Here is a 26,178-nt window from a genome sequence, read left to right as displayed (position 1 = left end):
GTCAGCATTCTGCTCCCTCTGCGAGTAGCGTCCCAACGATGTCCGAGCGACGTACTCTCACCACCGGTCGAGTTGTGTTTCTCGTTGTCGCCGCCGCGGCGCCGATGGCGGCCATGATCGGCAACGTACCGTTGGCTCTGATCCGCGGAAACGGTGCCGGTCTGCCGGCTGCCTATGCGATCAGTGCCGTTGTGCTGCTGTGCTTCTCGGTGGGATTCGCGGCGATCAGCCAGCAGGTGTACAGCACCGGTGCGTTCTACACCTACATCGGTCTGGCGCTGGGGAAACCGCCCGGTGTTGCTGCCGCATATGTCGCAGTTGTCGCGTATACCTCGCTGGCGTGCGGGCTTTCGGGCGCATTCGGATATTTCACGCACCTGGTATTCGCTGATTCCGGTATCGACATTCCGTGGTACGTCTTCACGGCAGCCGCTGTCGTGATTGTCGCTTTTCTCGGCTTCCGAAATGCCGACCTCTCGGCCAAGGTGTTGGGAACGCTGATGGTGCTCGAGTTCGCTTTTCTGACAGTGTTCAACGTCCTGGTGGTGAGTGACAAGGGAACCGCGGCAGTGCCGCTGGAGTCGTTCACCCCGACGCAGGTGTTCTCCGGATCTCTGGGGATAGCGATGATGTTCGCCTTCTCGAGTTTCATCGGATTCGAGTCTGCGGCACTGTACGGCGAGGAAACCAAGGATCCCAGGCGCAGCATCCCGCGCGCGACGTTCATCGCGGTCACGCTCATCGCCGTCTTCTACGTGCTGACCAGTTGGATCATCGTCGGGGCCGCGGGCGGAGTCGACGCACCGGTGCTGGCCCAGACCGAACTGGGCAATCTTCTGTTCACGCTGGCGCAGCAGTACGGAGGAACCGTGCTGTACGACGGTACCGCGGTGCTGCTGTGCACCAGTGTGCTCGCGTCGTATCTCGCCGTGCACAACGCGGCCAGTCGATATCTGTTCGCCCTCGGGCGAGAGCGCGTACTTCCCGTGCGACTGGGCCGAATTCACCCGCGCCACTCGAGCCCACACATCGGCAGCGTCACCGCCTCGGTCGTTGCTGCCGTGTCGCTGACCGCGTTCGCGGTGACCGGTGCCGACCCGTACCTGATCTACGCCGCAGGTGCCATCGGCCTCGGCACCCTCGGAGTGATCGCCCTTCAAGCCGCTGCGGCGCTGTCGGTGGTGGTGTTCTTCATCGGCCATCCGGATCGCTCACTGTGGCGCACCGGAATTGCCCCCGGCATCGGCTTCGCCGGGTTCATGACCGGATTGGTGCTTGCCGGAACGCATTACAGCATCCTGACCGGTTCCGATTCTGCGATCGTCAACGCAATTCCCGTGGTGCTGATCCTTGCGGCGATCCTCGGAGTCCTGGTGGCACTGCGCATCAGGCGTGCCGATCCGAAGACCTACGAGGGCATCGCCGCCGCCTACATGCGTCAGTGATCGGTTGTTCGACGAGCTTCGAGTAGCCGGAGCCAGATCTCGCTGACCGTCGGATACGACGGCACCGCATGCCACAGATCGTCGAGCGAGACCTTACCGACCACCGCGACAGTGGCGGCATGAACGAGCTCGGCGACGCCCGGCCCGACGAACGTCGCGCCCACTATCGTGTCGGTGGCGCGGTCGATCACCAGCTGCGCCCGCCCCGAGTAATCGTCCTGCTGCAGAGACGAACCCGCGACGGCGATGTCCTGCGCCACGATCTCGACGTCGATGCCTTCCTTTCGGGCCTTTGCCTCGGTCAGTCCGACGGACGCCACCTCGACGGGCGTGAACACCACCTGGGGAATCTGTCCGTGGTCCGCCGTGGCGCGGAACCGCTTCTGGTCCAGCGGCTTTCCTTCGGCCCTGGCGGCAATGACGTCACCGGCCACCCGGCCTTGGTACTTCCCCATGTGTGTCAGCGGCGCACGGCCGTTGACGTCACCCACTGCATACAGCCAGTCGTGACTCGGAACCGACAGGTGATCGTCGACGTCGATGTAGTGGCCCTCGTCGAGTCCGAGGCTCGACAGGCCGAGGTCAGAGCTCGCCGGAGTACGTCCCGCAGCGACGAGAACTTCGTCGGCGACCATCTCGCTACCGCCGACGACCAGAGTGACCTGGCCGCCGTGGATTCGTCCGATGCCGGTGGCGGCAGGGTTCTCTCGTGACACCGACTCGAGGGAGGCGTCGAGCATGATCTTTGCGCCGCGCTTCTTCAGAGCCTCGGCGACCAGTTCGCCGGCGAACGGTTCGGAACCGGCCAGCAGCGACGATCCGCGCACGATCATCGTCACCTTCGCTCCGAGAGAGAGCAACCAGGTGGCCGCCTCCGTCGCGACGACGCCACCGCCGATCACCGCGATGTGCCCGGGCGTCTCGTGAATGTTGGTGGCATCGCGGGAGATCCACGGCTGGGCATCGCGCAGACCGGGGGTGTTCGGTACCGATGCGGTGGTTCCGGTGGCGAGGACAACAGCGTGACGGGCAGTGAGTGTGCGGCCGTCGACCTCGACGGTCTTGATCCCGGTGAGTCGCCCATGGCCACGGATCACCGAGATGCCCGCCGACTCGGCCCACGTCACCTGCGAGGAGTCGTCCAGGCCGTGGGTGTAGGACTCGCGTCGGGCCAGAACAGCGTCGGCATCGAGGGGCTGATCACCGACCAATTCTTTGACTCCCGGCATGTTTCGCGCGGTGTCGAGAACCTCGCTCGGACGCAGCAGTGCCTTGCTGGGCATGCAGGCCCAATAGGAGCATTCACCGCCGAGTAGTTCGTGCTCGACGATCACTGCGGTGCGATCGCTGCCCTGTATTGCGTACTGTGCGGCGTTCTCGCCGACCGGGCCACCGCCGATAACGATGACATCGAATTCCGAGCTCTCTGGGGCCATCACTCCACAGTGACATAGGCTCGCCGTTTATGGCGACCACTCGGAACAAGATTCTGATCACCGGAGCGAGCTCGGGGCTCGGTGAGGAAATGGCCCGACGGTTCGCCGCCATGGGCCGCGATCTGGCGCTGTGTGCCAGGCGGGTGGAGCGACTCGACGAACTCCGCGTCGAGTTGATGCACCAGAACCCGAACATCACCGTCTCGGTCCGTGCCCTCGACGTCACCGATCACGATGCAGTGGGCGAGGTGTTCGGCACGTTGCGAGACGAACTGGGCGGACTCGATCGAGTCATCGTCAATGCCGGGCTCGGCAAGGGCGCGAAGATCGGCACCGGGCGGGCCGAGGCCAACCTGGAGACCGCGCGCACCAACTTCGTCGGTGCCCTGTCGCAGGCGGAGGCCGCACTCTCGATCTTCCGAGAGCAGAAGCGCGGGCACCTGGTGTTCGTTTCGTCGATCAGTGCAGACCGGGGACTGCCGGGAGCCAAGGCGGCCTACTCGGCGAGCAAGGCTGCCGTGGCCTCGCTGGGCGAATCGCTGGCGACCGAACTGGCGCGAACCGACATTGCCGTCACCACGTTGCTGCCGGGCTTCATCGCCACCGACATGTCCGCCAAGGCGGGCGACAGTGGCGCTCTCACAGCCACTCTGGACCAGGGTGTGACCGCCATGATCGACGCGATCGAGAGCGAAACTCGCCGCGCCGCGCTGCCCGGCCTCAAGTGGCGAGGCATCGACGCGGCGCTGCGGTTTCTGCCGAACGTGCTGACGGATCGAATGGTCTGACTACTGCAAGTAGCCCTCGACCTGGTTGACGCTGTTGGCGGTTGCGGTATCGGGGTCCTTGCCCGCGTCGATGCGTGCGCGGCGCTGGCGAAGCAGGTCCCAGCACTGATCGAGGGCGTGCTCGAGGGAGGCCAATTCGGCCTTCTCGGTAGTCGGGTCGATGTCGCCGGCCTGGGTCTCGCTGCGGAGCTTGTGCTCGGTGGCGATGAGCTGCTGGATCTTGGTGTGGATATCGTGCTCGTTCATGGCGACCACGGTAGACCTACCAGGGTTTACCGGCCAGGTTTCGCGTCGCGAGAGCTCGTTGTACAGCCGATGCGAGCTCGGCCGACGAACCGACCAGGGCGTCGTCGGTGCACACGAGCGAGAGCGTGTAGTTGCCGTTCATTCGAGAGATGTAGGTCGACATTCTGATGGTGGACACTGCGCCCGACGGATTCGGGTGGATCGCCCGGGTGGCCAGCCCGCGCGATCGGTGGGGGCCGAGGGTGGTGACGGCACTCGGGATATCGCCGATGTTGGAGCACAACACTTCTCCGCGTCCCGGTGTCGACGTCAGCTTTGCGGCGATGCGGTGGGGGAGCAGCTGAACGATCTCCGGTGGATAGCCGGCCGGCGCTCCGACGGGAGCTCCGAATGCGGCCTTGCAGGCGATTCGGATGTCCGCGGGTGAGTCGCTTCCACGGACGGCGACGGTGGCCATCCCGATCGAGTTGGCATCACCGGATCCGGTGCGGAAGGGGATGTCGACGGTCACGGCAGGTGAACCGAGTTCGCTCATCGTGGTGGCCACAATGGAGACGAACAAGGAATTGGCCGAACCGCCGACACGCTCTGCCGTCGAATCCCATTCTGCAGCATCGATATCGACGATCACCGCGTGCATCTGCCGCGCCCGGTGCGGGGCGACGCCACCGGTGTCGGCGGTGGTGAACGCACGCAGTTCGGCTCGCGCCTTCTTGCTGACCCACAACCTCGCCGTCGCTGCGATGGATCGAACGAGGACGGTCAGGATCATCGCGATCGCGTCTCGGGCATCCGAGCCCGGATGCGGGACGGGCACGGGCCTTGTGTCGCCGGAGAATGCCTGTGCGGCAGCATCTATGAGACCTCGCGCATCGGCCAGTGCATGCGAGCACACCAACGACACCACGGTGCCGCCGTGCGCGAGGGGAGCGGCCGTCAATCGCCAACCGGGACCGTACTGCGGGTCGAGTGGAACGTCGGCCTGGGCATCGGCCCATCCGATGACGTCGTCGACGGCGTCGGTGCCGTACTCGAGCGGCAGCGAGTCCGATGAGATGTCCCAGCGGAGTCGGGCACCGGGTATCCGGGGTTTGCCGACTCTGCGGCCGAGTTGCCCGACGGCCAATTCTTGATGTACGCGGCCGAGTTCCTGCCTCGTCACCGTCTCGGTGGTACGCCAGATGCCCTGCAGTGCAATCGGAATGCCATATCCGCGATGGGTGCGGAGGAAAATCTCGTCGATCACCGACAAGCGTGTCGAGATCACGGACTCGGGGTGCCGTGGCGTCCCGCGCCCGAGACGAACTTGCTCGCGCCCGAGAGCGCGTCGGCGGTGATCGAGATGGCACCATGTCGAAACTCGTTCTTCATCGCGGACTCCTCGTCGAGGCCGTCCTGCTCGAGAACGGACAATCGATCCTCGCGCATGCAGGTCTGCGGCAGTAGGGCGAGTTCGGCGGCCAAGGCCTCCGCTTCGGAGCGGGCCCGCCCGACCGGAACGACTCGGGTGATCAGTCCGATGTTCAGAGCTTCCTGGGCATCGACGGCGCGACCGGTGAGGATCATGTCCATCGCTCGACCGGTACCGATGATGCGCGGCAATCGCACTGTGCCGCCGTCGATCAGCGGAACACCCCACCGGCGGCAGAACACGCCGAACGTGGCGTCGTCCTCGGCGATACGCAGGTCGCACCACAGTGCCAGCTCGAGTCCGCCCGCGACGGCGTACCCGGAGACCGCCGCGATGACCGGCTTGGACAACCGCATTCGCGTCGGACCCATCGGGCCGTCACCGTGTTCGGTCGCGTGGTTCGAGCGGGATGTGCCGAGCGCCCCCAGGTCGGCTCCCGAGCAGAACGTGCCACCGTCGCCCCACAGCACCGCCACCGATGCGGCCTCGTCGGCGTCGAACTCCTCGAACGCCTGAATCAGCTCTTGGGCGGTGGGGCCATCGACGGCGTTCCGCACCTCCGGGCGCGACAGAACGATTGTGGTGACGGGGCCTGATCGTTCGATCCGTACCGGCATGTCTGTGAACCCTACTCGAGTTCTCTTGCGTGAAGCAATGAATCAATGCTTCAATCCTTGCATGCCCTATCGCCGAACCCCCGCGGTGCAAGCCAGGCTCGACGCCGGCCGCGAGAAGCTGTTCGCTGCCGCCATTGAGGTGCTCTCGACGCAGGGTTACGCAGGGCTGTCGATCGCGTCGGTCGCCGCGGCCGCGGGAGTATCCGCAGGCAGCGTCTACACCCACTTCGAGGGCAAGGCGGACCTGGTGGTCGCCATCTTCCGCGAGGTCTGCGGCCGTGAGGTCGCCGCGGTGGTCGCTGTTGCCGGGCATGGAAGCACTGCCGAGCGGGTGACGGCAGTGGTGGAGACCTTCGCCGGACGAGCCCTGAAGAACCGAACGATGGCGTACGCGCTGCTCGCCGAACCGGTGGACCCCGCCGTCGACGCCGAGCGGTTGGTCTTCCGGCGGAAATTCACCGAGGCATTCGCCGACGCGATCGCTGCAGGCATCGCAGCCGGGGAGATCCCCGAGCAGGACGCAGCGATCTCGGCAGCAGGTCTGGTCGGGGCCGTCGGCGAAGTTCTGGTCGGTCCGTTGTCTTCCCATGAATCCAAGGATCCGGTCCCGGGTCTAGTCGCATTGTCGTTGCGCGCGTTAGGAGTTCGAGATGGACACGCATGAGGTATTCAATCAGGCAATCGACCTGAGCCCGTACGACACATCCGCGGACGCGTCGTTGCTCGACGGCCTGGCGCGGGCCGGTGGCGGCTGGGCGCTCGACGAGGTTCGGCAGTTGGGAGTCCTCGCCGGCGGAGCGGAGGCCCAGGAATGGGGGCGGCTCGCCAACGAGAACCCACCGGTGTTGAAGACTCACGATCGGTACGGTCATCGCATCGACGAGGTCGAATTTCACCCGCACTGGCACGATTTGATGACCGTCGCCGTCGAGCACGGACTCCATGCCAGCCCTTGGACCGACGATCGCGTGGGTGCACATGTTGCCCGCGCAGCGAAGTTCTACGTCTGGGGACAGGCCGAGGCGGGTCATATGTGCCCCATCTCGATGACCTATGCCGTCGTTCCGGCTCTGCGGCACAACCCCTCTCTGGCAGCACAATACGAGCCACTGTTGGCCTCGCGGGAATACGACTTCGGTCTGCGTGTCCCGTCCGAGAAACGCGGACTGATCGCCGGTATGTCGATGACCGAGAAGCAGGGCGGATCCGACGTCCGCGCCAACACCACCACCGCAACCCCGTCGTCGGACGGGACGTATTCGATCACCGGTCACAAGTGGTTCACCTCTGCGCCGATGTCGGACATGTTCCTCACCCTGGCGCAGGCACCGGGTGGGCTGTCGTGTTTCATGCTTCCGCGCGTCCTGCCCGATGGCACCCGTAACCGAATGATGCTGCAGCGCTTGAAGGACAAGCTGGGCAACAAGTCGAATGCATCCGGCGAGCTCGAGTACCACGGGGCGACCGGTTGGCTCGTGGGTGATGAGGGCCGCGGCGTGCGCACCATCATCGAGATGGTCAACATGACGAGACTGGACTGCGTCATAGGATCCGCGGCGGGACTTCGTAACGCCACAGTCCGCGCGGTTCATCATGCTCGGCACCGAGCGGCGTTCGGCGCTCAGCTGATCGATCAACCACTGATGCGAAACGTGCTGGCGGACTTGACCATCGAATCCGAGGCCGCGACCGCCGCCATGATTCGTCTGGCGCAGGCCACCGACGGCTCGGCCCGCGGCGACGAGCAGGAGAGCGCACTGCGCCGAATCGCGTTGGCCATCACCAAGTACTGGGTATGCAAGCGGGCACCGGCACATGCCGCCGAGGCCCTCGAATGTCTCGGCGGCAACGGCTATGTCGAGGAATCGGGTATGCCTCGGTTGTTCCGCGAATCGCCGTTGATGTCGATCTGGGAAGGGTCGGGCAACGTCGCCGCACTCGATTCCCTACGCGCATTGGCGCGGCAGCCCGACAGCGTCGAGGCCTTCTTCGGTGAGATCGGCCAGGCATCGGGCGTGGATTCTCGCCTCGACGACGCCATCGCGCGTGTCGGCAAAGAGCTCTCCGACACCTCCGACATGGAGTATCGGGCCAGGCGAGTCGTCGAACTGATGGCTCTGACCTTCCAGGGTGCGCAGCTGGTGATGCACGGGAATTCTGCTGTGGCCGATGCGTTCTGCGCCACTCGACTCGACCGCGACTGGGGCATCGCCTTCGGCACCCTGCCGACGGGAGTAGATACGGCAGCGGTGTTGGCGCGGGTGTGATGCCGCGGATCTACGCCCCTCGTGGGAATTCGCACCGCCTGTAGGGTGCGCATATTCCTACGAGCGCCGTAGATGTGGGGAGGGGTAGCTCGGCGTACCGTCCACTCGGCGGGCCGAGGACCACTGCGCGCCGATGGGCAGCATGAAGCCGGTCGATGATGACATGCGGAGTCGACAAGTCCCGCCAGTCGAATCTGAATACGGTCCTGCCCTGCTCGGCGAGTCGGTTGTGGCGATTCTTCTCTGCGATGACGGCTTTCCGTGGCTGCGGACCATACTTCTCTTCCCCGTCGAACTCGGCGATCACCTCGGCCAGGTCGGGAAACAGGAAGTCGGTACGGGCGATGCGTCGACCGCCTTCGTCGAAGATCGTCTGATTGGTCAGCGGAGTCGACACCGTCTGCAGGATCAGTCGCGATCGGCTCTCGCCGACACTGTCGCTGCGCGCACTCATCATGCTGACAGCACGTCTGGCGCGTCCGGCACCACTTCTGTGTTGCGCTGCTTCGCAATACTTCTCGAGTTCCTTGATTGTGGTGAGGCCGTGCCGCAATGCCCGATCGCCGAGGCACACTGCGACGTCGAGTGGATGAGTCCTGGCAATGTCGACGACTGTGCGCGCTGGGCGTGTGACACGCATATCGTCGATATGGAGCCATTCGTCGTCGAGTAATTCGGTGCCGTGGAGGAACCGGCGTCGACTGCGCTTGCCCGAGTGGCCGCGCGTCGTGGTCATCGTCACCGTGTCGAGCGGCAAGTTCCACACGTCGAGTCCGAGAACCACCGCTGCGGACACATGGCTGAGCACGACGTCGTCGCCGGAATCGATATAAGTCGCCTGAGCCAGGAGGGCATGCTGCTGCGCAGAGTTCAGTGTCGCGAAAACGTTGCCTCGAACGAACCAGCCTCTACGGACTGCAACGATGGTCCTGTGTGCGCGTGCCCGGCGAAGGTCGTCATCGGTGAAGCCCGACGCGAGCGCATCGGCACGGGTGAAGAGCCCACGTTGGTCGAAGTCCATGCTCGATTGGACGCACGGCCGCTCTGTTTGGATCCGCCGAGCGGCAATCTACGGCCCGTCCAGAGATCCGCACCGCCTGCAGGGTGCGCAGATTCCTACCAGGGCCGTAGATCCACCGACCGACCTCAGGCTGAGCGACCCCGCTGCGCCCGGTACCAGCGCACCAGGGAATCGGTCGATGAATCCGACTGTGCAGCAGGAGCTTCGGAGTCGGTGAGCACCGGTGTCAGTTCGAGGGCCTGAGTCTTGCCCAGTTCGACGCCCCACTGGTCGTAGGAGTCGACGCCCCAGATGACGCCTTCGACGAACACCTGATGCTCGTACAGGGCGATCAATTGGCCGACCACCGACGGCGTGAGCTTCGACGCGAGAATCGAGGTGGACGGACGGTTGCCCGGCATCACCTTGTGCGGCACCACATCTGCCGGTGTGTCCTCGGCGGCGATCTCCTCGGCCGTTTTGCCGAAGGCGAGCACCTTGGTCTGGGCGAAGAAGTTGCTCATCAGCAGGTCGTGCATCGAGCCGGTGCCGTCGCGGGTGGGTAGATCGTCGGTGGGCTCGGCAAATCCGATGAAGTCGGCAGGCACCAAACGTGTTCCCTGGTGCAGCAATTGGTAGAAGGCGTGCTGGCCGTTGGTGCCCGGCTCGCCCCAGAAGATCTCGCCGGTGGGGGTGGTGACGGGGGAGCCGTCGGCCTTGACGGACTTGCCGTTGGACTCCATCGTCAACTGCTGCAGGTACGCGGCGAAGCGGGAGAGGTCATTCGAATACGGAAGCACTGCACGGGTTTCCGCGCCGAAGAACGAGCTGTACCACAGGCCGATCAGGCCGAGCAGCACCGGTGCGTTCTCGGCGAGAGGCGTCAACCGGAAGTGCTCGTCGATCCGATGGAAGCCGTCCAGGAATTCGCCGAACGCGTCTTTGCCGACGACGGCCATGACCGACAGACCGATTGCCGAATCGACGGAATAGCGTCCGCCGACCCAGTCCCAGAAGCCGAACATGTTGGCGGTGTCGATGCCGAAATCCGCGACGCGCTCGGCGTTGGTGGACACGGCGACGAAGTGCTTGGCGACGGCGTCTTCACCGAGTGCGTCGACGAGCCAGCGACGGGCCGCGGTCGAGTTGGTCAATGTTTCCAGGGTGGAGAACGTCTTGGACGCGATGATGAACAGCGTCGATGCCGGGTCGAGTCCGTCGAGTGCACCGACCAGATCGGCTGGGTCGACGTTGGAGACGAACTTCGCGGAAATCCCCGCGTCGGCGTAGTGCCGGAGCGCGTTGTAGACCATGACCGGTCCGAGGTCGGATCCGCCGATGCCGATGTTGACGACGGTGGAGATCTTGTCGCCGGTGGCACCGACCCATTCGCCCGAACGCACACGATCGGTGAATTCGCCCATAGCAGTGAGGACTTCGTGCACATCGGCGACGACGTCCTGGCCGTCGACGGTCAACGACGCGTCGGCCGGTAGACGCAACGCGGTGTGCAGAACGGCGCGGTCCTCGGAGGTGTTGATGTGCTCGCCCGAGAACATCGCGTCGCGCTTGCCTTCGACATCGGCGGTGCGGGCGAGCTCGACGAGCAACTCGACGGTTTCGCGAGTGATTCGGTGCTTGCTGTAGTCGATGTGAAGATCGGCGGCGTCGAGGGTGAATGTGTGCGCTCGGTCGGAGTCCTCGGCGAACAGTGTCCGAAGATGAGTATTGGCGATCGTGGAGTGGTGATCGGTCAGCTTCTGCCAGGCATCCGTGCCGGTGATATCGACGCTCATACGAACCAACAGTAATCCCGTGCCGAGTCGCGCGCGCGTCGTTTGTCGTTTGCGTCAGGCCCTGCGGAGGCATCATGGACGGTATGGACCAACGTGCATTGATCGAATCGATTCCGGCAAAACTGTGGATCGGCGGCAAGGCCGTCGACGCAGAGGGAGGCAAGACGTTCGCGGTGAACGATCCGGCGACCGGCAAGCCCCTGACCGAGGTGGCGGACGCATCGCCCGCCGACGCGATGAAGGCGCTCGACGCCGCCGCTGCAGCGCAGAAGAGCTGGGCGGCAACGCCTGCGCGCGAGCGCAGCGAGATTCTGCGAGCGGCCTTCGAGAAGGTCACCGAACGCGCCGACGACATCGCGCTGCTGATGACGCTCGAGATGGGCAAAGCACTCGCCGAGTCCAAGGCCGAAGTGAAATACGGTGCCGAGTTCTTCCGCTGGTTCGCCGAGGAAGCCGTGCGCATCGGCGGGCGCTACACCCCGGCTCCTGCGGGCAACGGTCGAATTCTCGTCACCAAGGCTCCCGTGGGCCCGGTATTGGCGATCACCCCGTGGAACTTCCCGCTCGCGATGGGTACCAGGAAGATCGGGCCTGCTCTGGCCGCCGGCTGCACCATCGTCGTCAAGCCCGCCCGCGAGACCCCGCTGACGATGCTGCTGCTCGCGCAGATCTTCGACGAGGTCGGCTTGCCCGAAGGTGTGCTCTCGGTACTGACGACGTCGAAGTCCGGCGACGTCACCGGACCACTTCTCGAAGACCCACGCCTGCGGAAACTCACGTTCACCGGCTCGACGGGAGTCGGTAAATCGCTCGTCGAGAAATCTGCGACGAGGTTGCTGCGGACGTCGATGGAACTGGGTGGCAATGCCCCGTTCGTAGTGTTCGACGACGCGAACATCGACGACGCGGTGGACGGCGCGATGCTGGCGAAGATGCGCAACGGCGGAGAGGCCTGCACCGCGGCGAACCGGCTGCACGTGCACAACAGCGTTCGCGAGGAGTTCACCAACAAGTTGGTGGCGAAGATGTCCGAGATGAAGCTCGGACCCGGCGTCGACCCCGACACCAAGCTCGGGCCACTGATCAACGCAGATCAGCTCGAAACCGTGCAAGAGCTCGTCGACGATGCAGTGGAGAAGGGAGCGACGGTCGCGCTCGGCGGTACCGCACCGGGCGGAGATGGGTACTTCTACCCGGCGACCGTGCTCACCGACGTGCCAGCCAAGGCCAGGATCCTGAGAGAGGAAGTGTTCGGGCCTGTCGCTCCCATTGTCGGCTTCGACACCGAGCAGGAAGGTATCGACGCAGCGAACGCCACCGAATACGGCCTGGCGTCGTACATCTACACCGAGAACCTGGACCGCGCACTACGGGTGGCCGACGCCATCGACAGCGGAATGGTGGGCGTCAACCGCGGAGTGATCTCGGACGCGGCTGCGCCGTTCGGTGGAGTCAAGGAATCGGGATTCGGCCGTGAGGGCGGATCCGAGGGCATCGAGGAATACCTCGAGACCAAGTACATCGCGTTGAAGTAGAACGTCGGTTGGGCGTGCATCCGCGCGCCCAACCGAGGGGTCTATCAGTGTCCGAGGCGACCGCGACCGAGGCGGAGCAGGAGCATGGCCAACGTGTGGCCTTCCTGACCGAGGCTGCTGAAACGCTCGAGGACCTTCATCTCGCGGCTGTGCACCAGGCGCGGACCACCGGAGGCCATGCGGGTGCGGCCGATGATCTGCGAGACCTCGGAGCGACGCTTGATTGCCGTCAGGATCTCGGCATCGAGGCGGTCGATTTCCTGGCGCAAATCGTTGATCTCGGCCTCGCTGGAAGGCACTGCAATCTCTGAGTCGATCTTCGTCGTCATGGCCATCGTCTCTCCTCGGGTCACATCTTGGATCGCTGCGTCGTCCGTCACCGTTACGCCTTTCGTATTCGGAGCTGCATCGCTCGGCGGCTCGGTTCCCGGCTCGAATTTCCTGCCCGGACCTTCGAGCCCCCGCCTGGAACCAGGGGCGTTGCGTCTATCGACAGGCTCCCGTACGTGTGGCTGAGGAGCGGCCGACCCGACGCAGGCGATGACGTACGGTTTTTTCGATCACCGATCCAGTGTGCCACGGGCCGACCGTCCTGAAAAGTCATCCGTCGAGGCCGGGACCACGCGATGTGGGTTTGTCGGTACGCGCCGGTAACCTGACCTGACGATGAACACATTCCTTCAAGGCCTCGCGTCCCGTAAGAATGCTGCGTCCGACGCGTTGTTGGAAGGGCTCAATCCCCAGCAGCGTGAGGCCGTTGTGCACACCGGATCGCCGCTGCTCATCGTGGCTGGAGCCGGTTCAGGCAAGACAGCGGTGCTGACGCGTCGTATCGCGTATCTGCTCGCCGAGCGCGGGGTGTCCCCAGGTCAGATTCTGGCCATCACGTTCACCAACAAGGCCGCCGCGGAGATGCGCGAGCGAGTCGCCGGTCTGGTGGGACCGCGAGCGAATGCGATGTGGGTATCGACGTTCCACTCGAGTTGTGTGCGAATTCTGCGGGCACAGGCAGCGCTGCTGCCCGGGCTGAACTCGAACTTCTCGATCTACGACGCCGACGACTCGCGCCGATTGCTGACGATGATCTCCAAGGATCTGCAGATCGACACCAAGAAGTTCTCGGCGCGGCTGCTCTCGACGGCGATCTCCAACCTCAAGAACGAACTGATCGGCCCGGACAAGGCCACCGAGGACGCCGACGGCGACCCTGCCGAGCTGCCGCGGCTCGTCGCGAAGGTCTATCGCATCTATCAGCAGCGTCTGCGCGCGGCCAACGCCATGGACTTCGACGACCTCATCGGCGAGACAGTGGGAATTCTGCAGGCCTTCCCGCAGGTGGCCCAGTACTACCGCCGCAGATTCCGGCACGTGCTGGTCGACGAGTATCAAGACACCAACCACGCTCAGTACATGCTCGTGCGAGAGCTGGTGGGCACTCCCGATGCCGACGGAGCGCTCGAGGGCACCGTCGCTCCGGGAGAGCTGTGTGTGGTGGGCGATGCCGATCAGTCCATCTACGCCTTCCGCGGCGCGACCATCCGCAACATCGAGGAATTCGAGCGCGACTACCCCGACGCTCGCACTATCTTGCTCGAGCAGAACTACCGGTCGACGCAGAACATTCTCTCGGCCGCCAATGCCGTGATCTCTCGCAACATCGGTCGCCGCGAGAAGAAGTTGTGGACCGACACCGGCGAGGGCGAGCTGATCGTCGGTTACGTCGCAGACAACGAGCACGACGAGGCGTCGTTCGTGGCCTCGGAGATCGACCGACTCGTCGACGGCGGAGATGTGCGCTTCGACGAGGTAGCGGTGTTCTATCGCACCAACAACTCCTCGCGTGCGCTCGAAGAGATCTTCATTCGACTCGGTCTGCCGTACAAGGTCGTCGGCGGCGTCCGGTTCTACGAGCGCAAGGAAGTACGGGACCTGGTCGCGTATCTGCGGGTGCTGTCCAACGAGGACGACACCGTCAGCATGCGACGCATCCTGAACACCCCGCGCCGAGGTATCGGCGATCGTGCCGAGGCGTGTGTCGCCGTCCACGCGGAGCAACGTGACATCAGCTTCTCGCGCGCCCTGCACGACGCGGCCGCGGGCAAGGTGGCGTTGCTCAACTCGCGGCAGCAGAAGTTGATCGCACAGTTCATGGAATTGCTCGACGAACTGCGCGCCGTACTCACCGCGACCGACGGCGACGGAAACGACATCGCAGATATCGGTGATGTCGTCGAAGCCGTTCTCGACCGCACCGGCTACCGCGCCGAACTCGAAGCCAGCAGTGATCCGCAGGACGGTGCACGCCTGGACAATCTCAACGAACTTGTGAGCGTGGCAAGGGAGTTCACGTCCGAGGCGCGAAACCAGGCCGCGGTGGCGGAGGAAGCGCTCGAGACAGGCGACGACCGAAGCGAGGACGACGGTGGCGTCGACGGGCTGGCCGAACCGGGGTCGCTCGCGGCGTTCCTCGAACGGGTCTCCCTGGTGGCCGATACCGATCAGATTCCCGACTCGGGCACCGGAGTCGTCACATTGATGACGCTGCACACCGCGAAGGGCCTGGAGTTTCCGGTCGTCTTCGTGACCGGCTGGGAGGACGGCCAATTCCCGCACATGCGTGCACTGGGTGACCCCAACGAACTGTCCGAGGAACGACGCCTGGCATACGTGGGCATTACTCGCGCACGGCAGCGGCTCTATCTCACGCGCGCGATCATGCGGTCGGCGTGGGGCCAGCCTATCGCGAACCCGGAATCGCGCTTCCTGCAAGAAGTCCCGCAACACCTGATCGATTGGCGACGTGAGGATCCCGGCACCGGCGGCGGCCGCGCGATCGGCGGTGGGAGATCCGGCAGCTACGGCTCGAACAGTTACGGCTCGGGCGGTGGTTACGGCTCGAACAGCTATGGCTCGGGTGGTTACGGCGGTTCCTCGTCACGCGGCCAGAGCTCGTCGCCCAGCTTCGGTGCCGCCAAGGGGCGCAACTCCAATCTTGTGCTCGCCGTTGGTGATCGAGTCAGTCACGACAAGTACGGCCTGGGTACGGTGCTGGAATCGACCGGTGCCGGGGTCAAAGCGATGGTCCTGATCGACTTCGGCTCGGCCGGCCGCGTCAAGATGATGCTCATCGGTGGCGTCCCGATGACCAAGCTGTAGAAGCCCCGACAACAGAAAGCCGGACCCTGCGAGAGCGGGGTCCGGCTTGTTGTGCAGTAGTGGAAGAGACTCAGTCCATTTCGGGTCCGAGGGAGATTCCTCGGGAGGCGAGCCAGGGGAGCGGGTCGATCTTGACTTCGCCCGGGAGGTGGACCTCGAAGTGCAGGTGCGGTCCGGTGGAGAAGCCGCGGTTGCCCATACGTGCGATCTGATCGCCGGCCATGACATCCTGGCCGACGGTGACGAGCGTGCTGTCGATGTGGCCGTAGACGGTGATCGTGCCGTCGGCGTGCTGCAGTCGAACCCACATGCCGAAGCCTGCGGCCGGACCGGAGTCGATGACCTTGCCGTCGGCGACGGCGTAGATCGGAGTTCCGATGGCGTTGGCAACGTCGACACCGGCGTGGAGAACGCCCCATCGAGTACCGAAGTTGGAGGTATAGGTGCCCTGCGCGGGGAGGGCGAACAGGGGCCGGCGGGCGGCTGCTTCACGTGCAGCACGCTCTTCGCTGAAGCGCTGCCCCTTGGCGAGCAAGTCGTTGAACTGGCTCAGATCGGCCGGTGCCGCGACGCTGAGGATCTGCGGTGCCTGCGACGGTGTTGCGCTCGACGAATCTGCGTCGAGTTCGGCCGTCTGCGGGGCAGTGGTGGCCGCGACTGCGGCGGCGGGTGCTTCACCGGCGGCGAGCGCGTACTCGGAGGTGGCGACCGCGGTGGGCGAGTCGTCGTTGATGACGGCCTGGCCTGCAGCCACGACAGCACCGGCAGCCACGGCGAGTACAGCAGCGCGGCCTTTGAGGGCGGTGGGGGGAAGCGGGATTCGGTGTGCGCCGCCGCGACGGGCCACGGGGGTGGCGTCTGCGGTGGTCGCGAACGTCGTGACGACGGTTGGTGCTTCGTCGGGTGCTACGTAGGCGGTGTCGACGTACTCGGCCTCGGCGTACTGGGCCTCGGCGTATTGGTGCGTGGGGTAGGAGTAAGCGTCGTACGCGCCGTTGTCGTCGGCAGGCTCGTAGCTGTAGACCGTGGTCGCTTCTTCAGCGGCGGGTCGAGAAAACCGGCTGGAGGTGAAGGACGCACGGTGTTGCTGCAAGACCTACAACCTCCGTTATCCGTGACCTGGCCGTTACTGAAAGACTCGGCAGACGGTAACGAAATGATTGCGGGGCGCGCAAGTTAACAGCCCAAACTGAGAGGATATGTGAGATGGCTCACAGGCCGACCAGTGTTTATGTCGTGAGGAGCCACATCCGTAATCGGACACCCGGAGTGCATGAAGCAACAGTAACGGTGTCCACGTCCGTCGAGCCGATACCGTGATCCGAATGCCGACTCCCACCTTCGACGACTCGTCCGCCCGCGGTTCCGAGCGTGCGGAACCGCAACGAATCGAGCCGCTCGATGGGCCGGGCGACAGAGCGGACGATCCGTCACCCACGTCGCGCGTCGCGGTTGCACTCGTCTTCGCTCTGATCGCAGCAGCTGCCGCGGTGGCGGCCCCACTCGTCGGCGTCGTCCGAAGCGTCGACGGTTCGCCGGTGGGAAGCGGCGCCGCGTCGGCCGCGGTTGTTGCCGTCGCTCTTCCGATCCTGGTTGCCGTCGCAGCGGCGGTGGGTGCTGCCACGAGGCGTATGGAGTTCGCCGCGGCACTCCTGGCCGGGTACGGCGCGGTGGCTCTGGGAATCACGCTGCTGGACATCGCTCTGCTGTCGGATCCGATCGACGCGAATCGGCTCGAGCTCTTTCGTCCCCTGAGCGCCGCCATGCTCGACTCCACCATCGGTGCCCAGATTCTGCTCGTCGGTCACGCAGCGTCGGTGCTGGCGGGCGTTGCGGGGTGGTCTGCGGTGCATCGCGCCGGGCTCGGTGACGGGTACGGCCACTCGGTCTATTCCGAGCATGTGGGGCGCGCGTCGGCGGGTCGGGTCGGTTCGTTGCTGGGGGCGTTGCTCGGCGCGTTCGGTGTGCTCGCGGCCGTCGCGGCGTTCTCGTCGCTGTACCGCTCGGAGGACCCGGTGGTGATCGTCACCGCCATCGTGGAATCGCCGGTGTTCGTCGCCGTGGGATCCGGGGTCGTCGGCGTCGCGGCACTCGTGGTGGTTGCGTCGGCGCTGGCCTCGCTGTCGCCGCTGGTGGCCTCGGGCGCGTCCGTCGGAGCCGGACTCGGCGTGCTGGGGTTCGCGGGCGTCGGTCTGCTCGCCGGACTGAGCACTGGCGCTCGGGTGAGCGCCGGGCTCGGGGCCTATCTGGGGACCGCGGCCGGAATCGGATTGCTGGTCTGCGGCGCAGCGCTCGCACCCGTCGCCGCTGCCCGAGACCGGCGCGCGCTGCAGCGCGCGCAGGAACGGGAGGCGGGTGCGCGACGTGCCCGCGGCGTTGCCGGTCCAGGAGCGACCAGATGGCATGCCGCAGCCGGCAGTGCAGGCGTTCTCGCCGGCGCGCTGTTCGTCGTCGGATCGTTGCTGCCGATTCTCGAGACCGACTCGGGCACCGCCGTGCCGCAGATCCTGGCCACCCGGGTGGTGTTGGTCGCCGGCTTCGTGATGATTCTGGGTTCGGTGCCGCTGATGTTCTCCGAATTCGCCTCTGCTGCACGCCCGTTCGTGGCCTTGTTCTGGCTCGGCGCGGTGTCGGCAGCGGCTTCGGTGTTGCAATCGGTCGTGCTCGCCGAGGACGTGGACGGAGTCGACACCGGCATCGGCGCTCTGGCGGTCATCGCGGGCGTCGTCGTAGCGGCAGTGACGGGACTCCTGGCACTGTTCGCCGGATCGGCCGAACGCGACGATGTCGACACATCCGCAGACGTGTCGACGGACGGCGTCGTGCTGGGCGCCGGGTTGCTCGGTGCCGCACTTCTCGCGATCGGCTTGGCGCTGCCGCTGTATCGGGGCAGCGACGTCACCGCGGCAACCGTCACCGAATTTCCGTGGGGTTGGGATACCTGGGGGCAGATGGTGCTCGCCGTCGGCATCGTCGTCGCAGCCCTCGTCGCCGCGCGAGCTCGGGCCGCGCGCGGCACGGTTCTGCTCGCGGCAGCAGCGGTCGCCGGCATCGTTCATCTCGCGTCGTGGCCGCTGACATCTGCGCGTGCAACAGATCCGGTGATGGGGCCCGCCGTTCTGCCGTTGGTGGTGGGAATCGTCGTTCTCGGTGTCGCTGCGGCACTTTCGGCCCGCCGCGCCGATCGGTGACGGCCATTTCATCGCGCCCTCGGCGGTGAGATAGGCCACATAGCATGCATGCGCCCGATGCGCCGTCGGGGCACCTGGATAAAGTCCATGCTCAGACCCGCTCACACCCCTGGAGCGGGCGTCAACGTAGACGAGACGGTGAGCTGATGGATCTCTTCGAATACCAGGCGAAGGAATTGTTCGCCAAGCATGGCGTACCCACCTCCGCCGGTCGTGTCACCGACACGGTCGCCGGAGCAACAGAGATTGCCGAAGAAATCGGCAAGCCAGTAATGGTCAAGGCACAGGTCAAGGTCGGCGGACGCGGCAAGGCCGGCGGAGTCAAGTACTCCAAGGACGTCGCAGCAGCCACCGAGAACGCAGAAGCGATTCTCGGACTCGACATCAAAGGCCACGTCGTCAAGAAGCTTCTCGTTGCAGAAGCCTCCGACATCGCCGAGGAGTACTACATCTCCTTCCTGCTCGATCGCACCAACCGCACCTACCTCGCAATGTGTTCGGTCGAGGGTGGAGTGGAAATCGAGGTGACGGCGGAGGAGAACCCCGACGCACTCGCACGTATCCCGGTCGACGCCGTCAAGGGTGTCGATCTTGCTTTTGCTCGTGAAATCGCCGAAAAGGGCAAGCTTCCCGCCGAGGTGCTCGACGCCGCTGCGGTGACCATCCAGAAGCTGTGGGAGGTCTTCATCAACGAAGACGCTCTCCTGGTCGAGGTCAACCCGCTGGTTCGCACCCCCGACGATCAGATCCTCGCCCTCGACGGCAAGGTCACGCTCGACGCCAACGCTGACTTCCGTCAGCCCGGGCACGCCGAGTTCGAGGACAAGGACGCAGCCGATCCCCTCGAGGCCAAGGCCAAGGAGCACGACCTCAACTACGTCAAGCTCGACGGACAGGTCGGCATCATCGGAAACGGTGCAGGACTGGTCATGTCGACCCTCGACGTAGTCGCATACGCAGGCGAGGCACACGGCGGCGTCAAGCCCGCCAACTTCCTCGACATCGGCGGCGGCGCGTCGGCCGAGGTCATGGCCGCAGGACTCGACGTCATCCTGGGCGACGAGCAGGTCAAGAGTGTGTTCGTCAACGTCTTCGGTGGCATCACCTCCTGTGACGCGGTTGCCAACGGCATCGTCGGCGCGCTGAAGAAGCTGGGCGACGACGCCAACAAGCCGCTGGTCGTCCGTCTCGACGGCAACAAGGTCGAAGAGGGCCGCAAGATTCTCGCCGACGCCGCGCACCCGCTGGTGACGCTCGCCGGAACCATGGACGAGGGCGCCGACAAGGCCGCCGAGCTGGCAGCGAAGTAGAGGAAACAATGTCTATCTTTCTGAACAAGGACAACAAGGTCATCGTCCAGGGCATCACCGGCGGCGAAGGCACCAAGCACACCGCCCTGATGCTCAAGGCCGGCACCCAGGTCGTCGGCGGCGTCAACGCGCGCAAGGCCGGAACCACGGTCAAGCACGTCGACGCTCAGGGCAACGACATCGAATTGCCGGTGTTCGCTTCGGTTTCCGAGGCCATGGAGAAGACCGGAGCCGACGTGTCCATCGCGTTCGTGCCGCCGGCATTCTCCAAGGACGCCATCGTCGAGGCCATCGACGCTGAGATCCCGCTGCTCGTCGTCATCACCGAGGGCATCCCCGTGCAGGACTCCGCGTACGCGTGGGCCTACAACGTGGAGAAGGGCAAGAAGACCCGCATCATCGGCCCGAACTGCCCCGGAATCATCACTCCCGGTGAGGCATTGGTCGGCATCACGCCCGCCAACATCTCGGGAACCGGCCCCATCGGCCTGGTCTCCAAGAGTGGCACGCTGACCTACCAGATGATGTTCGAGCTCCGCGACTTCGGATTCTCGACGGCCATCGGCATCGGCGGCGACCCGGTCATCGGAACCACCCACATCGACGCCATCGAGGCGTTCGAGGCGGACCCCGAGACCAAGATCATCGTCATGATCGGTGAGATCGGCGGCGACGCCGAAGAGCGTGCAGCCGATTACATCAAGGCCAACGTGACCAAGCCGGTCGTCGGCTACGTCGCAGGCTTCACCGCTCCCGAGGGCAAGACCATGGGCCACGCCGGCGCCATCGTCTCCGGCTCGCTGGGAACGGCGCAGGCGAAGAAGGACGCACTCGAGGCCGCAGGCGTCAAGGTCGGCAAGACGCCGTCCGAGACCGCTGCACTCGCGCGCGAAATCCTGGAATCGCTTTCTGTGAAGTAATTTTCACATCGTAAGAAGCCCGCCACCGAATCCGGTGGCGGGCTTTTTCGTGCGCTCGCGCCGCGTGAATAGACCACTGCATACGTCTGGGCGCGGCAATGTGACATTCACGCGGACCGGGCGGCGCTACTGAGTCTCGAACTTGTCCACTCGCCACAGAACGAACACGGTCATCGCGCCGAACAGTGCCGACATCAGGGCGTAGTAGATCGACCCGAATGTTCCGGCTGCCCACGCCATCAAGATTGCGCAGATCAGGAACAGGCCGACTTTGAAGTACTCGAATCTCTTACGCGTCATGTCTCCCTCCCCACTGGACTGACTCTATTGTGCACCGAAAGGGCTGTCCAGCAAGGTAATTCGTTTCCAAAGTCGAGTCAAACGGATATCAATAGCGGAAGTAACAATAAGTTGAGACACTGGGTGCATGTCCGAGTTTCTGCGTCGCCTGCATCGGGAGGGATGGCAGGCAGACCCCGCCGTGCGACCGGTCGGCCGGTTGATGATCGCGGCCATGGTGGTCTCGTGTCTGTATGCACTCGCCTCGGTGGCGCTGGCGAAGTCGCTGGCGGATTTCCAGATGCATCGACAGGGCATGGACGACGGCTCCCTTCCGGCCTCGGCGAAAGCGATCGTCTACGGGGCCTACTCGCTGCGGGTGATCACTGTGGTCAGCCTGATCTTCGGCTACTCGTATCTTGTCCAGCGACTCTCCAGGCGCAGTCCATCCGAACATCGGCTCTTGTTGAGCTGGAGCATCTTCGGAGTGGCCGCCTACTCCTACCTGATCTTCACCCCGAATCTTCCGTGGACCCACGTGGTGCAAGCGATTCAAGTGGTGATCCTGCTGGCGGTGGCACTGCTGCTGTTCACTCCGCGCGTGCGGGCCTATTTCGCGGGCACACCAGTGGACTAGATTGACCCCCGTGCACAACATCTTCACCACCGCCTTCGTGACGGTCCATCGGCTCTACGTCAAGAAGGTCGAACGAAAGGGCCGCACTGCAGCGGAGGTCGACGAGATCATCCGGTGGTTCACTGGATTCGACCAAGCCACCCTCGATCGACATCTCGAGGCCGAGACGACGTTCGAGGACTTCTTCGCGGCAGCGAACCTGAACCCGAACGCGACACTGATCACCGGAGTCGTCTGCGGCATTCGCGTCGAGAATGTCGAGGACCCGCTGATGAAGAAGATCCGGCTGTTGGACAAACTGATCGACGAACTCGCCAAGGGCAAGGCAATGACGAAGATTCTGCGTAGCTGACGATCGGGTTGGAATCACGATGAATCGAACTGTGGTCATTGCTTCGGCGCAGGACTTCACTGTGCGTCATGACAACCACAGAAAACCGTGTTCTCACCAAGGACTGGCCCGACGCTCCCACCACCGCTGCCGGGTGGATTTCTCGCGCCGGTGAGGTAGCGCAGCTTCTCGCCGTCGACGCGGTCGCCCGCGACAAGGGACGTGAGGCTCCCACCGCCGAAGTTCAGTTACTCAAGGACGCCGGTCTCGTCACGCTGCTGGGCCCCGTCGAACATGGCGGTGCAGGGCAGGATTGGCCGACGGCGTACCAGGTGATCCGTACCGTCGCCGCCGCCGACGGATCCATCGGTCAGCTGCTGGGCTATCACCTGTTGTGGTTCTGGGCCGCCCGACTCGTCGGCACACCCGAGCAGATCGAGGCCGTCGAAGCCGACGCAACGAAGAACAAGTGGTTCTTCGGCGGTGCCGTCAATCCTCGGGACAACGACGTTGCCGTCACCGACGAGGGTGACACCATCGTGTTCGACGGTTCCAAGACCTTCTCCACCGGCAGCCGTGTCTCGGACGTGACCGTGCTCGAAGGTGCGCTCGAGGGCAGTACCGATCACGTGTTCGCGATCGTGCCGTCCAACATCGAGGGCCTGTCCTTCCACGACGACTGGGACAACATCGGCCAGCGCCAGACCGAGAGCGGCAGCGTGACCATCGACAAGGTTCGCGTCGACTGGGCCAGCGCAGCAGGATTCGTGGACAAGGCTTTTCAGCCTCGCGTCTACAACACGCTCAACGTCCCGACCATCCAACTGGTGTTCGTCAACTTCTACCTCGGAATCGCGAGGGGTGCTCTCGAGGAGGCGGCGTCGTACACCAAGGACAAGACGCGTGCGTGGCTGCACAGCACGGTGGACAAGGCGGTCGACGAGCCGTACATCATCGACATCTACGGCGACCTGACCGCCAAGCTGTGGGCCGTCGAAGCCCTTGCCGACGCAGTAGCGTTGGAAGGCAAAAAGATTCACGACAATGCCTGGAACGTCACCGCCGAGGAGCGCGGTGATCACGAGGTACGGGTGGCCGCGGTCAAGGCTCGCGCCACCGAGGTGTCGCTCGAGATCACGTCGACGGTGTTCGAGGCCCTCGGTGCGCGTGCGACGGCCAGCAAGTACGGCTTCGACCGCTTCTGGCGCAACGTGCGTACCCACACTCTGCACGATCCGGTCGCGTACAAGCGACGCGAGGTAGGGCGCTGGGTTCTCACCGGCGAGCTGCCCGAGCCCACCTGGTATTCGTAGAACATGTTCGGAGGAGAAGGACTGTGAGCACCGAAAAAATCGCCGGCGCAATCAAATTCGCGTACTGGGTACCCAATGTCTCGGGTGGTCTGGTTACCAGCACCATCGAGCAACGCACCAGCTGGGATTACGAGTACAACAAGAAGCTGGCGCAGACCGCCGAGAACAACGGCTTCGAGTACGCGCTGAGTCAGGTGCGTTACGAGGCCAGCTACGGGGCGGAGTTCCAGCACGAATCCACCAGCTTCTCGCTCGCACTCCTGCTGGCCACCGAGAGGCTCAAAGTCATTGCGGCGGTGCATCCGGGGCTGTGGCAGCCGGCCGTTCTGGCCAAGCTGGGCGCTACCGCGGATCACCTGTCCAACGGCCGCTTCGCGGTGAACGTCGTCAGTGGTTGGTTCAAGGACGAGTTCACCCACCTGGGTGAACCGTGGCTCGAGCACGACGAAAGATACCGTCGCAGCGCCGAATTCCTGCAGGTACTGCGCAAGATCTGGACCGAGGACGACGTCGACTTCCGGGGCGACTTCTATCGTATCCACGATTTCACCCTCAAGCCGAAACCGCTCAACACCCCGGAGCGGCCCAATCCCGAGCTGTTCCAGGGCGGGAATTCTTCTGCGGCGCAGGAGAATGCCGGTCGGTACTCGGATTGGTACTTCAGCAACGGCAAGGATTTCGACGGCGTCACCGAGCAACTCGACAATCTTCGACGCATCGCGCGTGATCATCAGCGCGAGGTCAAGTTCGGCCTTAATGGCTTCATCATTGCCCGCGACACCGAGAAGGAAGCGCGAGACACGCTGCGCGAGATCATCGAGAAGGCGAACAAGCCCGCCGTCGAAGGCTTCAAGGGAGCGGTGCAGCAAGCCGGGAATTCGACGGGTGACAAGAAGGGTATGTGGGCCGACTCGTCGTTCGAGGATCTCGTCCAGTACAACGACGGCTTCAAGACCCAGTTGATCGGGACGCCGGAGCAAGTGGCCGAGCGGATCGTTGCCTACCGGCGCCGCGGCGTCGACCTGATTCTCGGTGGCTTCCTGCACTTCCAGGAGGAGATCGAGTACTTCGGAGCCAAGGTGCTTCCGCTGGTTCGGGAACTCGAGGCCGCCGAAGCCGACGACCAGGAGCTCGTCGGGGCCCGTTGACCTGGAGTGCCTGGATCGGTCGGGTCCGTGCAGTAGCGTGAGTCGAAAGGACCCGACCGACCCTGGGTACGTAACTATCAGGATGAGGAGACGCGATGACCTACTCGCCCGGCGGCCCTGAATCAGGGGGCAGCTCCAACTCTGGTGGCTACGGCGGAGGCGGACCTTCCTACGGTCAGTCCTCCTCGCCGAATCAGCCTCCGTCACCTGCGCAGGGCCACGGTCAGGGTCAGCCGTTCCATCAACCGTCGGTATCCAATCCTTTCGGGCCTCCGGTGCCGGGCACCTCGGCACCCGGCGCGCCCGGGACGTCAGCGCCCGGATCCCCTGCACCCGAACGTAAGTCGCCCGGATCGGGATTGACGAACCTGCCGAGGATTCTCACGTTCGTGGTGCTCGGGCTCGGCATCGTGAACTTCCTGCTCGGTTTGCTCGATCTCGTCACTGCCGAAGTCAGCTCGGCGCAGGAACTGCCGAGCAGCATCCAGACGTCGTTCAGCACCACGTTCTTCGCTTCCGGTGGCAGCGCGGTGTCGGTGGCGCTGCTGCTGGCCGCCGGCCTGATCGCCGGTGCGTCGCTGCTGCAGAAGGATGTCAAGAACCAGGCCGTGGTTGCCGCCTTGGCGATCACCGGATTCCTGGTGCTGGTCTTCCAGTCGTTCAGTCTGCCGAGCGCCGAGGGCAACGAGTTCGCCAGCACCACCAGTTCGCTCGGTATCGGCGCAATCCTGGTGCTGGTCCTCGGCTTCGTACAAGCTGCGGCCGCTGTGGTGGCATTGCTGTTCGACGCGGGCATCGTCAAGGCACCTGCCCCCAAGCCCGCAGGCTACGGCAGTCAGAATCAGCAGGCCGGATACGGACAGCAGAACCCGTACAACGCGCCCACGACATCGTTCGGTGGGCCGTCGCAGCCCCAGAACTACAACAATCCGCCGTCGTACGGACAGGCTCCGGGAGCTCCGTCGACCTACGGTCAGGCTCCGAGCGGACAGTCGTCGGGTCAGCATTCGTACAACCCGGGTGGGCAGCCGTCGTACGGCGGTCCATCTGCGCCCAGTACGTCGCCGCAGGGCGGGTACTCGCCGCCGCCCTACACCGGTCCGAGCACTCCCGCCTCGGGGCAGGCGTACCCACCGAATCAGTATCAGTACGGTCAGCCGTCGGGCTACGGCCAGCCCCCGGTGAAGCCCGAGGAGCCCACATCGGGCGATCAGTCGACGCCCTACGGCGCGCCCACGCAGTCGTTCGGTGCCACGCCCGCCGTGGACGACGAGAAGAAGCACGACTGATTCAGGCATCACATCCCACTTCGCGGCGCGCCTGACCGGCGTGCCGCGAAGTTGATGCGACTC

Annotated in this window: 23 protein-coding genes; 14 read left to right on the top strand and 9 right to left on the bottom strand. The window is 64.6% G+C overall.

Annotated elements, in window-relative coordinates; genetic code table 11:
* Nucleotides 1–38: 38 nt before the first annotated feature.
* Nucleotides 39–1,445 carry an APC family permease gene (locus CH305_RS02325; RefSeq protein ID WP_037155087.1) on the top strand — a complete coding sequence of 469 codons (1,407 nt, stop codon included), beginning with the start codon at nt 39–41 and terminating at the stop codon, nt 1,443–1,445.
* Here the strand turns inward: CH305_RS02325 and CH305_RS02320 are convergent.
* Complete coding sequence (locus tag CH305_RS02320) at nt 1,439–2,881, bottom strand: NAD(P)/FAD-dependent oxidoreductase (RefSeq protein ID WP_094702436.1); 1,443 nt, start codon at nt 2,879–2,881, stop codon at nt 1,439–1,441. The genes CH305_RS02325 and CH305_RS02320 overlap by 7 nt on opposite strands.
* 29 nt (nt 2,882–2,910) lie before the next feature.
* On the opposite strand from CH305_RS02320, the gene CH305_RS02315 reads away from it, so the two are divergent.
* Entirely contained in the window at nt 2,911–3,669 is a 759-nt protein-coding gene (locus tag CH305_RS02315) for an SDR family oxidoreductase (protein ID WP_094702434.1), read from the top strand.
* Here CH305_RS02315 and CH305_RS02310 read toward each other — a convergent pair whose 3' ends face one another.
* Genes CH305_RS02310 through CH305_RS02300 form a run of 3 tightly spaced genes read right to left on the bottom strand, consistent with a single transcriptional unit; the run spans nt 3,670 to nt 5,943 of the window.
* A complete protein-coding gene (locus CH305_RS02310) occupies nt 3,670–3,915 on the bottom strand; it encodes a DUF2630 family protein (protein ID WP_032378297.1) in 246 nt (81 codons plus the stop codon). It abuts the gene before it with no gap.
* A gap of 16 nt (nt 3,916–3,931) precedes the next feature.
* Nucleotides 3,932–5,182 carry a hypothetical protein gene (locus CH305_RS02305; RefSeq protein WP_094702432.1) on the bottom strand — a complete coding sequence of 417 codons (1,251 nt, stop codon included), beginning with the start codon at nt 5,180–5,182 and terminating at the stop codon, nt 3,932–3,934.
* On the bottom strand, nt 5,179–5,943 hold the full coding sequence (locus CH305_RS02300; RefSeq protein ID WP_094702430.1) for a crotonase/enoyl-CoA hydratase family protein: 765 nt from the start codon (nt 5,941–5,943) through the stop codon (nt 5,179–5,181). The genes CH305_RS02305 and CH305_RS02300 overlap by 4 nt, the downstream gene beginning before the upstream one ends.
* A gap of 61 nt (nt 5,944–6,004) precedes the next feature.
* On the opposite strand from CH305_RS02300, the gene CH305_RS02295 reads away from it, so the two are divergent.
* A complete protein-coding gene (locus CH305_RS02295; protein ID WP_032377336.1) occupies nt 6,005–6,607 on the top strand; it encodes a TetR/AcrR family transcriptional regulator in 603 nt (200 codons plus the stop codon).
* A complete protein-coding gene (locus tag CH305_RS02290) occupies nt 6,594–8,210 on the top strand; it encodes an acyl-CoA dehydrogenase family protein (RefSeq protein WP_094702428.1) in 1,617 nt (538 codons plus the stop codon). The genes CH305_RS02295 and CH305_RS02290 overlap by 14 nt, the downstream gene beginning before the upstream one ends.
* A gap of 10 nt (nt 8,211–8,220) precedes the next feature.
* On the opposite strand, the gene CH305_RS02285 is transcribed toward CH305_RS02290, so the two are convergent.
* Nucleotides 8,221–9,231: a hypothetical protein gene (locus tag CH305_RS02285; RefSeq protein ID WP_094702426.1), complete on the bottom strand. Its 1,011-nt coding sequence runs from the start codon at nt 9,229–9,231 to the stop codon at nt 8,221–8,223.
* Nucleotides 9,232–9,356: 125 nt separating this feature from the next.
* Nucleotides 9,357–11,006, bottom strand: coding sequence for a glucose-6-phosphate isomerase (gene pgi / locus CH305_RS02280; protein ID WP_094702424.1), 1,650 nt, complete (start codon nt 11,004–11,006; stop codon nt 9,357–9,359).
* An 83-nt stretch (nt 11,007–11,089) separates the two neighbouring features.
* On the opposite strand from pgi, the gene CH305_RS02275 reads away from it, so the two are divergent.
* A complete protein-coding gene (locus tag CH305_RS02275; RefSeq protein WP_032404907.1) occupies nt 11,090–12,541 on the top strand; it encodes an NAD-dependent succinate-semialdehyde dehydrogenase in 1,452 nt (483 codons plus the stop codon).
* A 44-nt stretch (nt 12,542–12,585) separates the two neighbouring features.
* Here CH305_RS02275 and CH305_RS02270 read toward each other — a convergent pair whose 3' ends face one another.
* Nucleotides 12,586–12,876 (bottom strand): chorismate mutase, encoded by a 291-nt coding sequence (locus CH305_RS02270; protein WP_032378292.1) that lies wholly within the window; start codon nt 12,874–12,876, stop codon nt 12,586–12,588.
* A gap of 331 nt (nt 12,877–13,207) precedes the next feature.
* Between CH305_RS02270 and CH305_RS02265 the strand changes: the two genes are divergently transcribed.
* Nucleotides 13,208–15,697 carry a UvrD-helicase domain-containing protein gene (locus tag CH305_RS02265; protein WP_037155096.1) on the top strand — a complete coding sequence of 830 codons (2,490 nt, stop codon included), beginning with the start codon at nt 13,208–13,210 and terminating at the stop codon, nt 15,695–15,697.
* A gap of 70 nt (nt 15,698–15,767) precedes the next feature.
* Here the strand turns inward: CH305_RS02265 and CH305_RS02260 are convergent, their stop codons facing one another.
* On the bottom strand, nt 15,768–16,790 hold the full coding sequence (locus CH305_RS02260) for a M23 family metallopeptidase (RefSeq protein WP_094702422.1): 1,023 nt from the start codon (nt 16,788–16,790) through the stop codon (nt 15,768–15,770).
* Nucleotides 16,791–17,022: 232 nt separating this feature from the next.
* On the opposite strand from CH305_RS02260, the gene CH305_RS02255 reads away from it, so the two are divergent.
* From CH305_RS02255 to sucD, 3 genes are all read left to right on the top strand, one after another.
* A complete protein-coding gene (locus tag CH305_RS02255; protein ID WP_094702420.1) occupies nt 17,023–18,888 on the top strand; it encodes a hypothetical protein in 1,866 nt (621 codons plus the stop codon).
* A gap of 146 nt (nt 18,889–19,034) precedes the next feature.
* Nucleotides 19,035–20,198, top strand: a complete 1,164-nt coding sequence (sucC, locus tag CH305_RS02250) for an ADP-forming succinate--CoA ligase subunit beta (protein WP_094702418.1) — start codon at nt 19,035–19,037, stop codon at nt 20,196–20,198.
* A gap of 8 nt (nt 20,199–20,206) precedes the next feature.
* The gene (sucD, locus tag CH305_RS02245; protein WP_032371251.1) at nt 20,207–21,118 is read left to right on the top strand and encodes a succinate--CoA ligase subunit alpha; all 912 of its coding nucleotides are present in this window, start codon (nt 20,207–20,209) and stop codon (nt 21,116–21,118) included.
* Nucleotides 21,119–21,244: 126 nt separating this feature from the next.
* Here the strand turns inward: sucD and CH305_RS28885 are convergent, their stop codons facing one another.
* A complete protein-coding gene (locus CH305_RS28885) occupies nt 21,245–21,418 on the bottom strand; it encodes a hypothetical protein (protein ID WP_155292698.1) in 174 nt (57 codons plus the stop codon).
* 127 nt (nt 21,419–21,545) lie between these two features.
* Between CH305_RS28885 and CH305_RS02240 the strand changes: the two genes are divergently transcribed.
* The 5 genes from CH305_RS02240 (at nt 21,546) to CH305_RS02220 (ending at nt 26,115) form a co-directional block, all read left to right on the top strand.
* The gene (locus CH305_RS02240; protein WP_037155104.1) at nt 21,546–22,034 is read left to right on the top strand and encodes a hypothetical protein; all 489 of its coding nucleotides are present in this window, start codon (nt 21,546–21,548) and stop codon (nt 22,032–22,034) included.
* A 10-nt stretch (nt 22,035–22,044) separates the two neighbouring features.
* Nucleotides 22,045–22,386: a DUF2200 domain-containing protein gene (locus CH305_RS02235; protein ID WP_037155106.1), complete on the top strand. Its 342-nt coding sequence runs from the start codon at nt 22,045–22,047 to the stop codon at nt 22,384–22,386.
* Nucleotides 22,387–22,454: 68 nt separating this feature from the next.
* Nucleotides 22,455–23,678, top strand: coding sequence for an acyl-CoA dehydrogenase family protein (locus CH305_RS02230; protein ID WP_052058782.1), 1,224 nt, complete (start codon nt 22,455–22,457; stop codon nt 23,676–23,678).
* Nucleotides 23,679–23,701: 23 nt separating this feature from the next.
* Nucleotides 23,702–24,826, top strand: coding sequence for a dimethylsulfone monooxygenase SfnG (gene sfnG / locus CH305_RS02225; RefSeq protein WP_094702416.1), 1,125 nt, complete (start codon nt 23,702–23,704; stop codon nt 24,824–24,826).
* Between the two features lie 95 nt (nt 24,827–24,921).
* A complete protein-coding gene (locus CH305_RS02220; protein WP_143545225.1) occupies nt 24,922–26,115 on the top strand; it encodes a DUF5336 domain-containing protein in 1,194 nt (397 codons plus the stop codon).
* The last annotated feature ends 63 nt before the right edge of the window (nt 26,116–26,178 follow it).

The sequence above is a fragment of the Rhodococcus sp. 15-649-2-2 genome (assembly GCF_002258645.1).
In the GTDB taxonomy this organism is placed as follows: domain Bacteria; phylum Actinomycetota; class Actinomycetes; order Mycobacteriales; family Mycobacteriaceae; genus Rhodococcoides.
The sequence above is the reverse complement of the archived record's forward strand: the minus strand, read 5'-3'. Positions and strand labels throughout refer to the sequence as shown.

Bases quoted from the DNA above. Each gene is read 5' to 3' on its own strand.
- CH305_RS02325 (WP_037155087.1), top strand. From the start codon at position 39: ATGTCCGAGCGACGTACTCTCACCACCGGTCGAGTTGTGTTTCTCGTT.
- CH305_RS02320 (WP_094702436.1), bottom strand. From the start codon at position 2,881: ATGGCCCCAGAGAGCTCGGAATTCGATGTCATCGTTATCGGCGGTGGC.
- CH305_RS02315 (WP_094702434.1), top strand. From the start codon at position 2,911: ATGGCGACCACTCGGAACAAGATTCTGATCACCGGAGCGAGCTCGGGG.
- CH305_RS02310 (WP_032378297.1), bottom strand. From the start codon at position 3,915: ATGAACGAGCACGATATCCACACCAAGATCCAGCAGCTCATCGCCACC.
- CH305_RS02300 (WP_094702430.1), bottom strand. From the start codon at position 5,943: ATGCCGGTACGGATCGAACGATCAGGCCCCGTCACCACAATCGTTCTG.
- CH305_RS02295 (WP_032377336.1), top strand. From the start codon at position 6,005: ATGCCCTATCGCCGAACCCCCGCGGTGCAAGCCAGGCTCGACGCCGGC.
- CH305_RS02290 (WP_094702428.1), top strand. From the start codon at position 6,594: ATGGACACGCATGAGGTATTCAATCAGGCAATCGACCTGAGCCCGTAC.
- CH305_RS02285 (WP_094702426.1), bottom strand. From the start codon at position 9,231: ATGGACTTCGACCAACGTGGGCTCTTCACCCGTGCCGATGCGCTCGCG.
- pgi (WP_094702424.1), bottom strand. From the start codon at position 11,006: ATGAGCGTCGATATCACCGGCACGGATGCCTGGCAGAAGCTGACCGAT.
- CH305_RS02275 (WP_032404907.1), top strand. From the start codon at position 11,090: ATGGACCAACGTGCATTGATCGAATCGATTCCGGCAAAACTGTGGATC.
- CH305_RS02270 (WP_032378292.1), bottom strand. From the start codon at position 12,876: ATGGCCATGACGACGAAGATCGACTCAGAGATTGCAGTGCCTTCCAGC.
- CH305_RS02265 (WP_037155096.1), top strand. From the start codon at position 13,208: ATGAACACATTCCTTCAAGGCCTCGCGTCCCGTAAGAATGCTGCGTCC.
- CH305_RS02255 (WP_094702420.1), top strand. From the start codon at position 17,023: ATGCCGACTCCCACCTTCGACGACTCGTCCGCCCGCGGTTCCGAGCGT.
- sucC (WP_094702418.1), top strand. From the start codon at position 19,035: ATGGATCTCTTCGAATACCAGGCGAAGGAATTGTTCGCCAAGCATGGC.
- sucD (WP_032371251.1), top strand. From the start codon at position 20,207: ATGTCTATCTTTCTGAACAAGGACAACAAGGTCATCGTCCAGGGCATC.
- CH305_RS28885 (WP_155292698.1), bottom strand. From the start codon at position 21,418: ATGACGCGTAAGAGATTCGAGTACTTCAAAGTCGGCCTGTTCCTGATC.
- CH305_RS02240 (WP_037155104.1), top strand. From the start codon at position 21,546: ATGTCCGAGTTTCTGCGTCGCCTGCATCGGGAGGGATGGCAGGCAGAC.
- CH305_RS02230 (WP_052058782.1), top strand. From the start codon at position 22,455: ATGACAACCACAGAAAACCGTGTTCTCACCAAGGACTGGCCCGACGCT.
- CH305_RS02220 (WP_143545225.1), top strand. From the start codon at position 24,922: ATGACCTACTCGCCCGGCGGCCCTGAATCAGGGGGCAGCTCCAACTCT.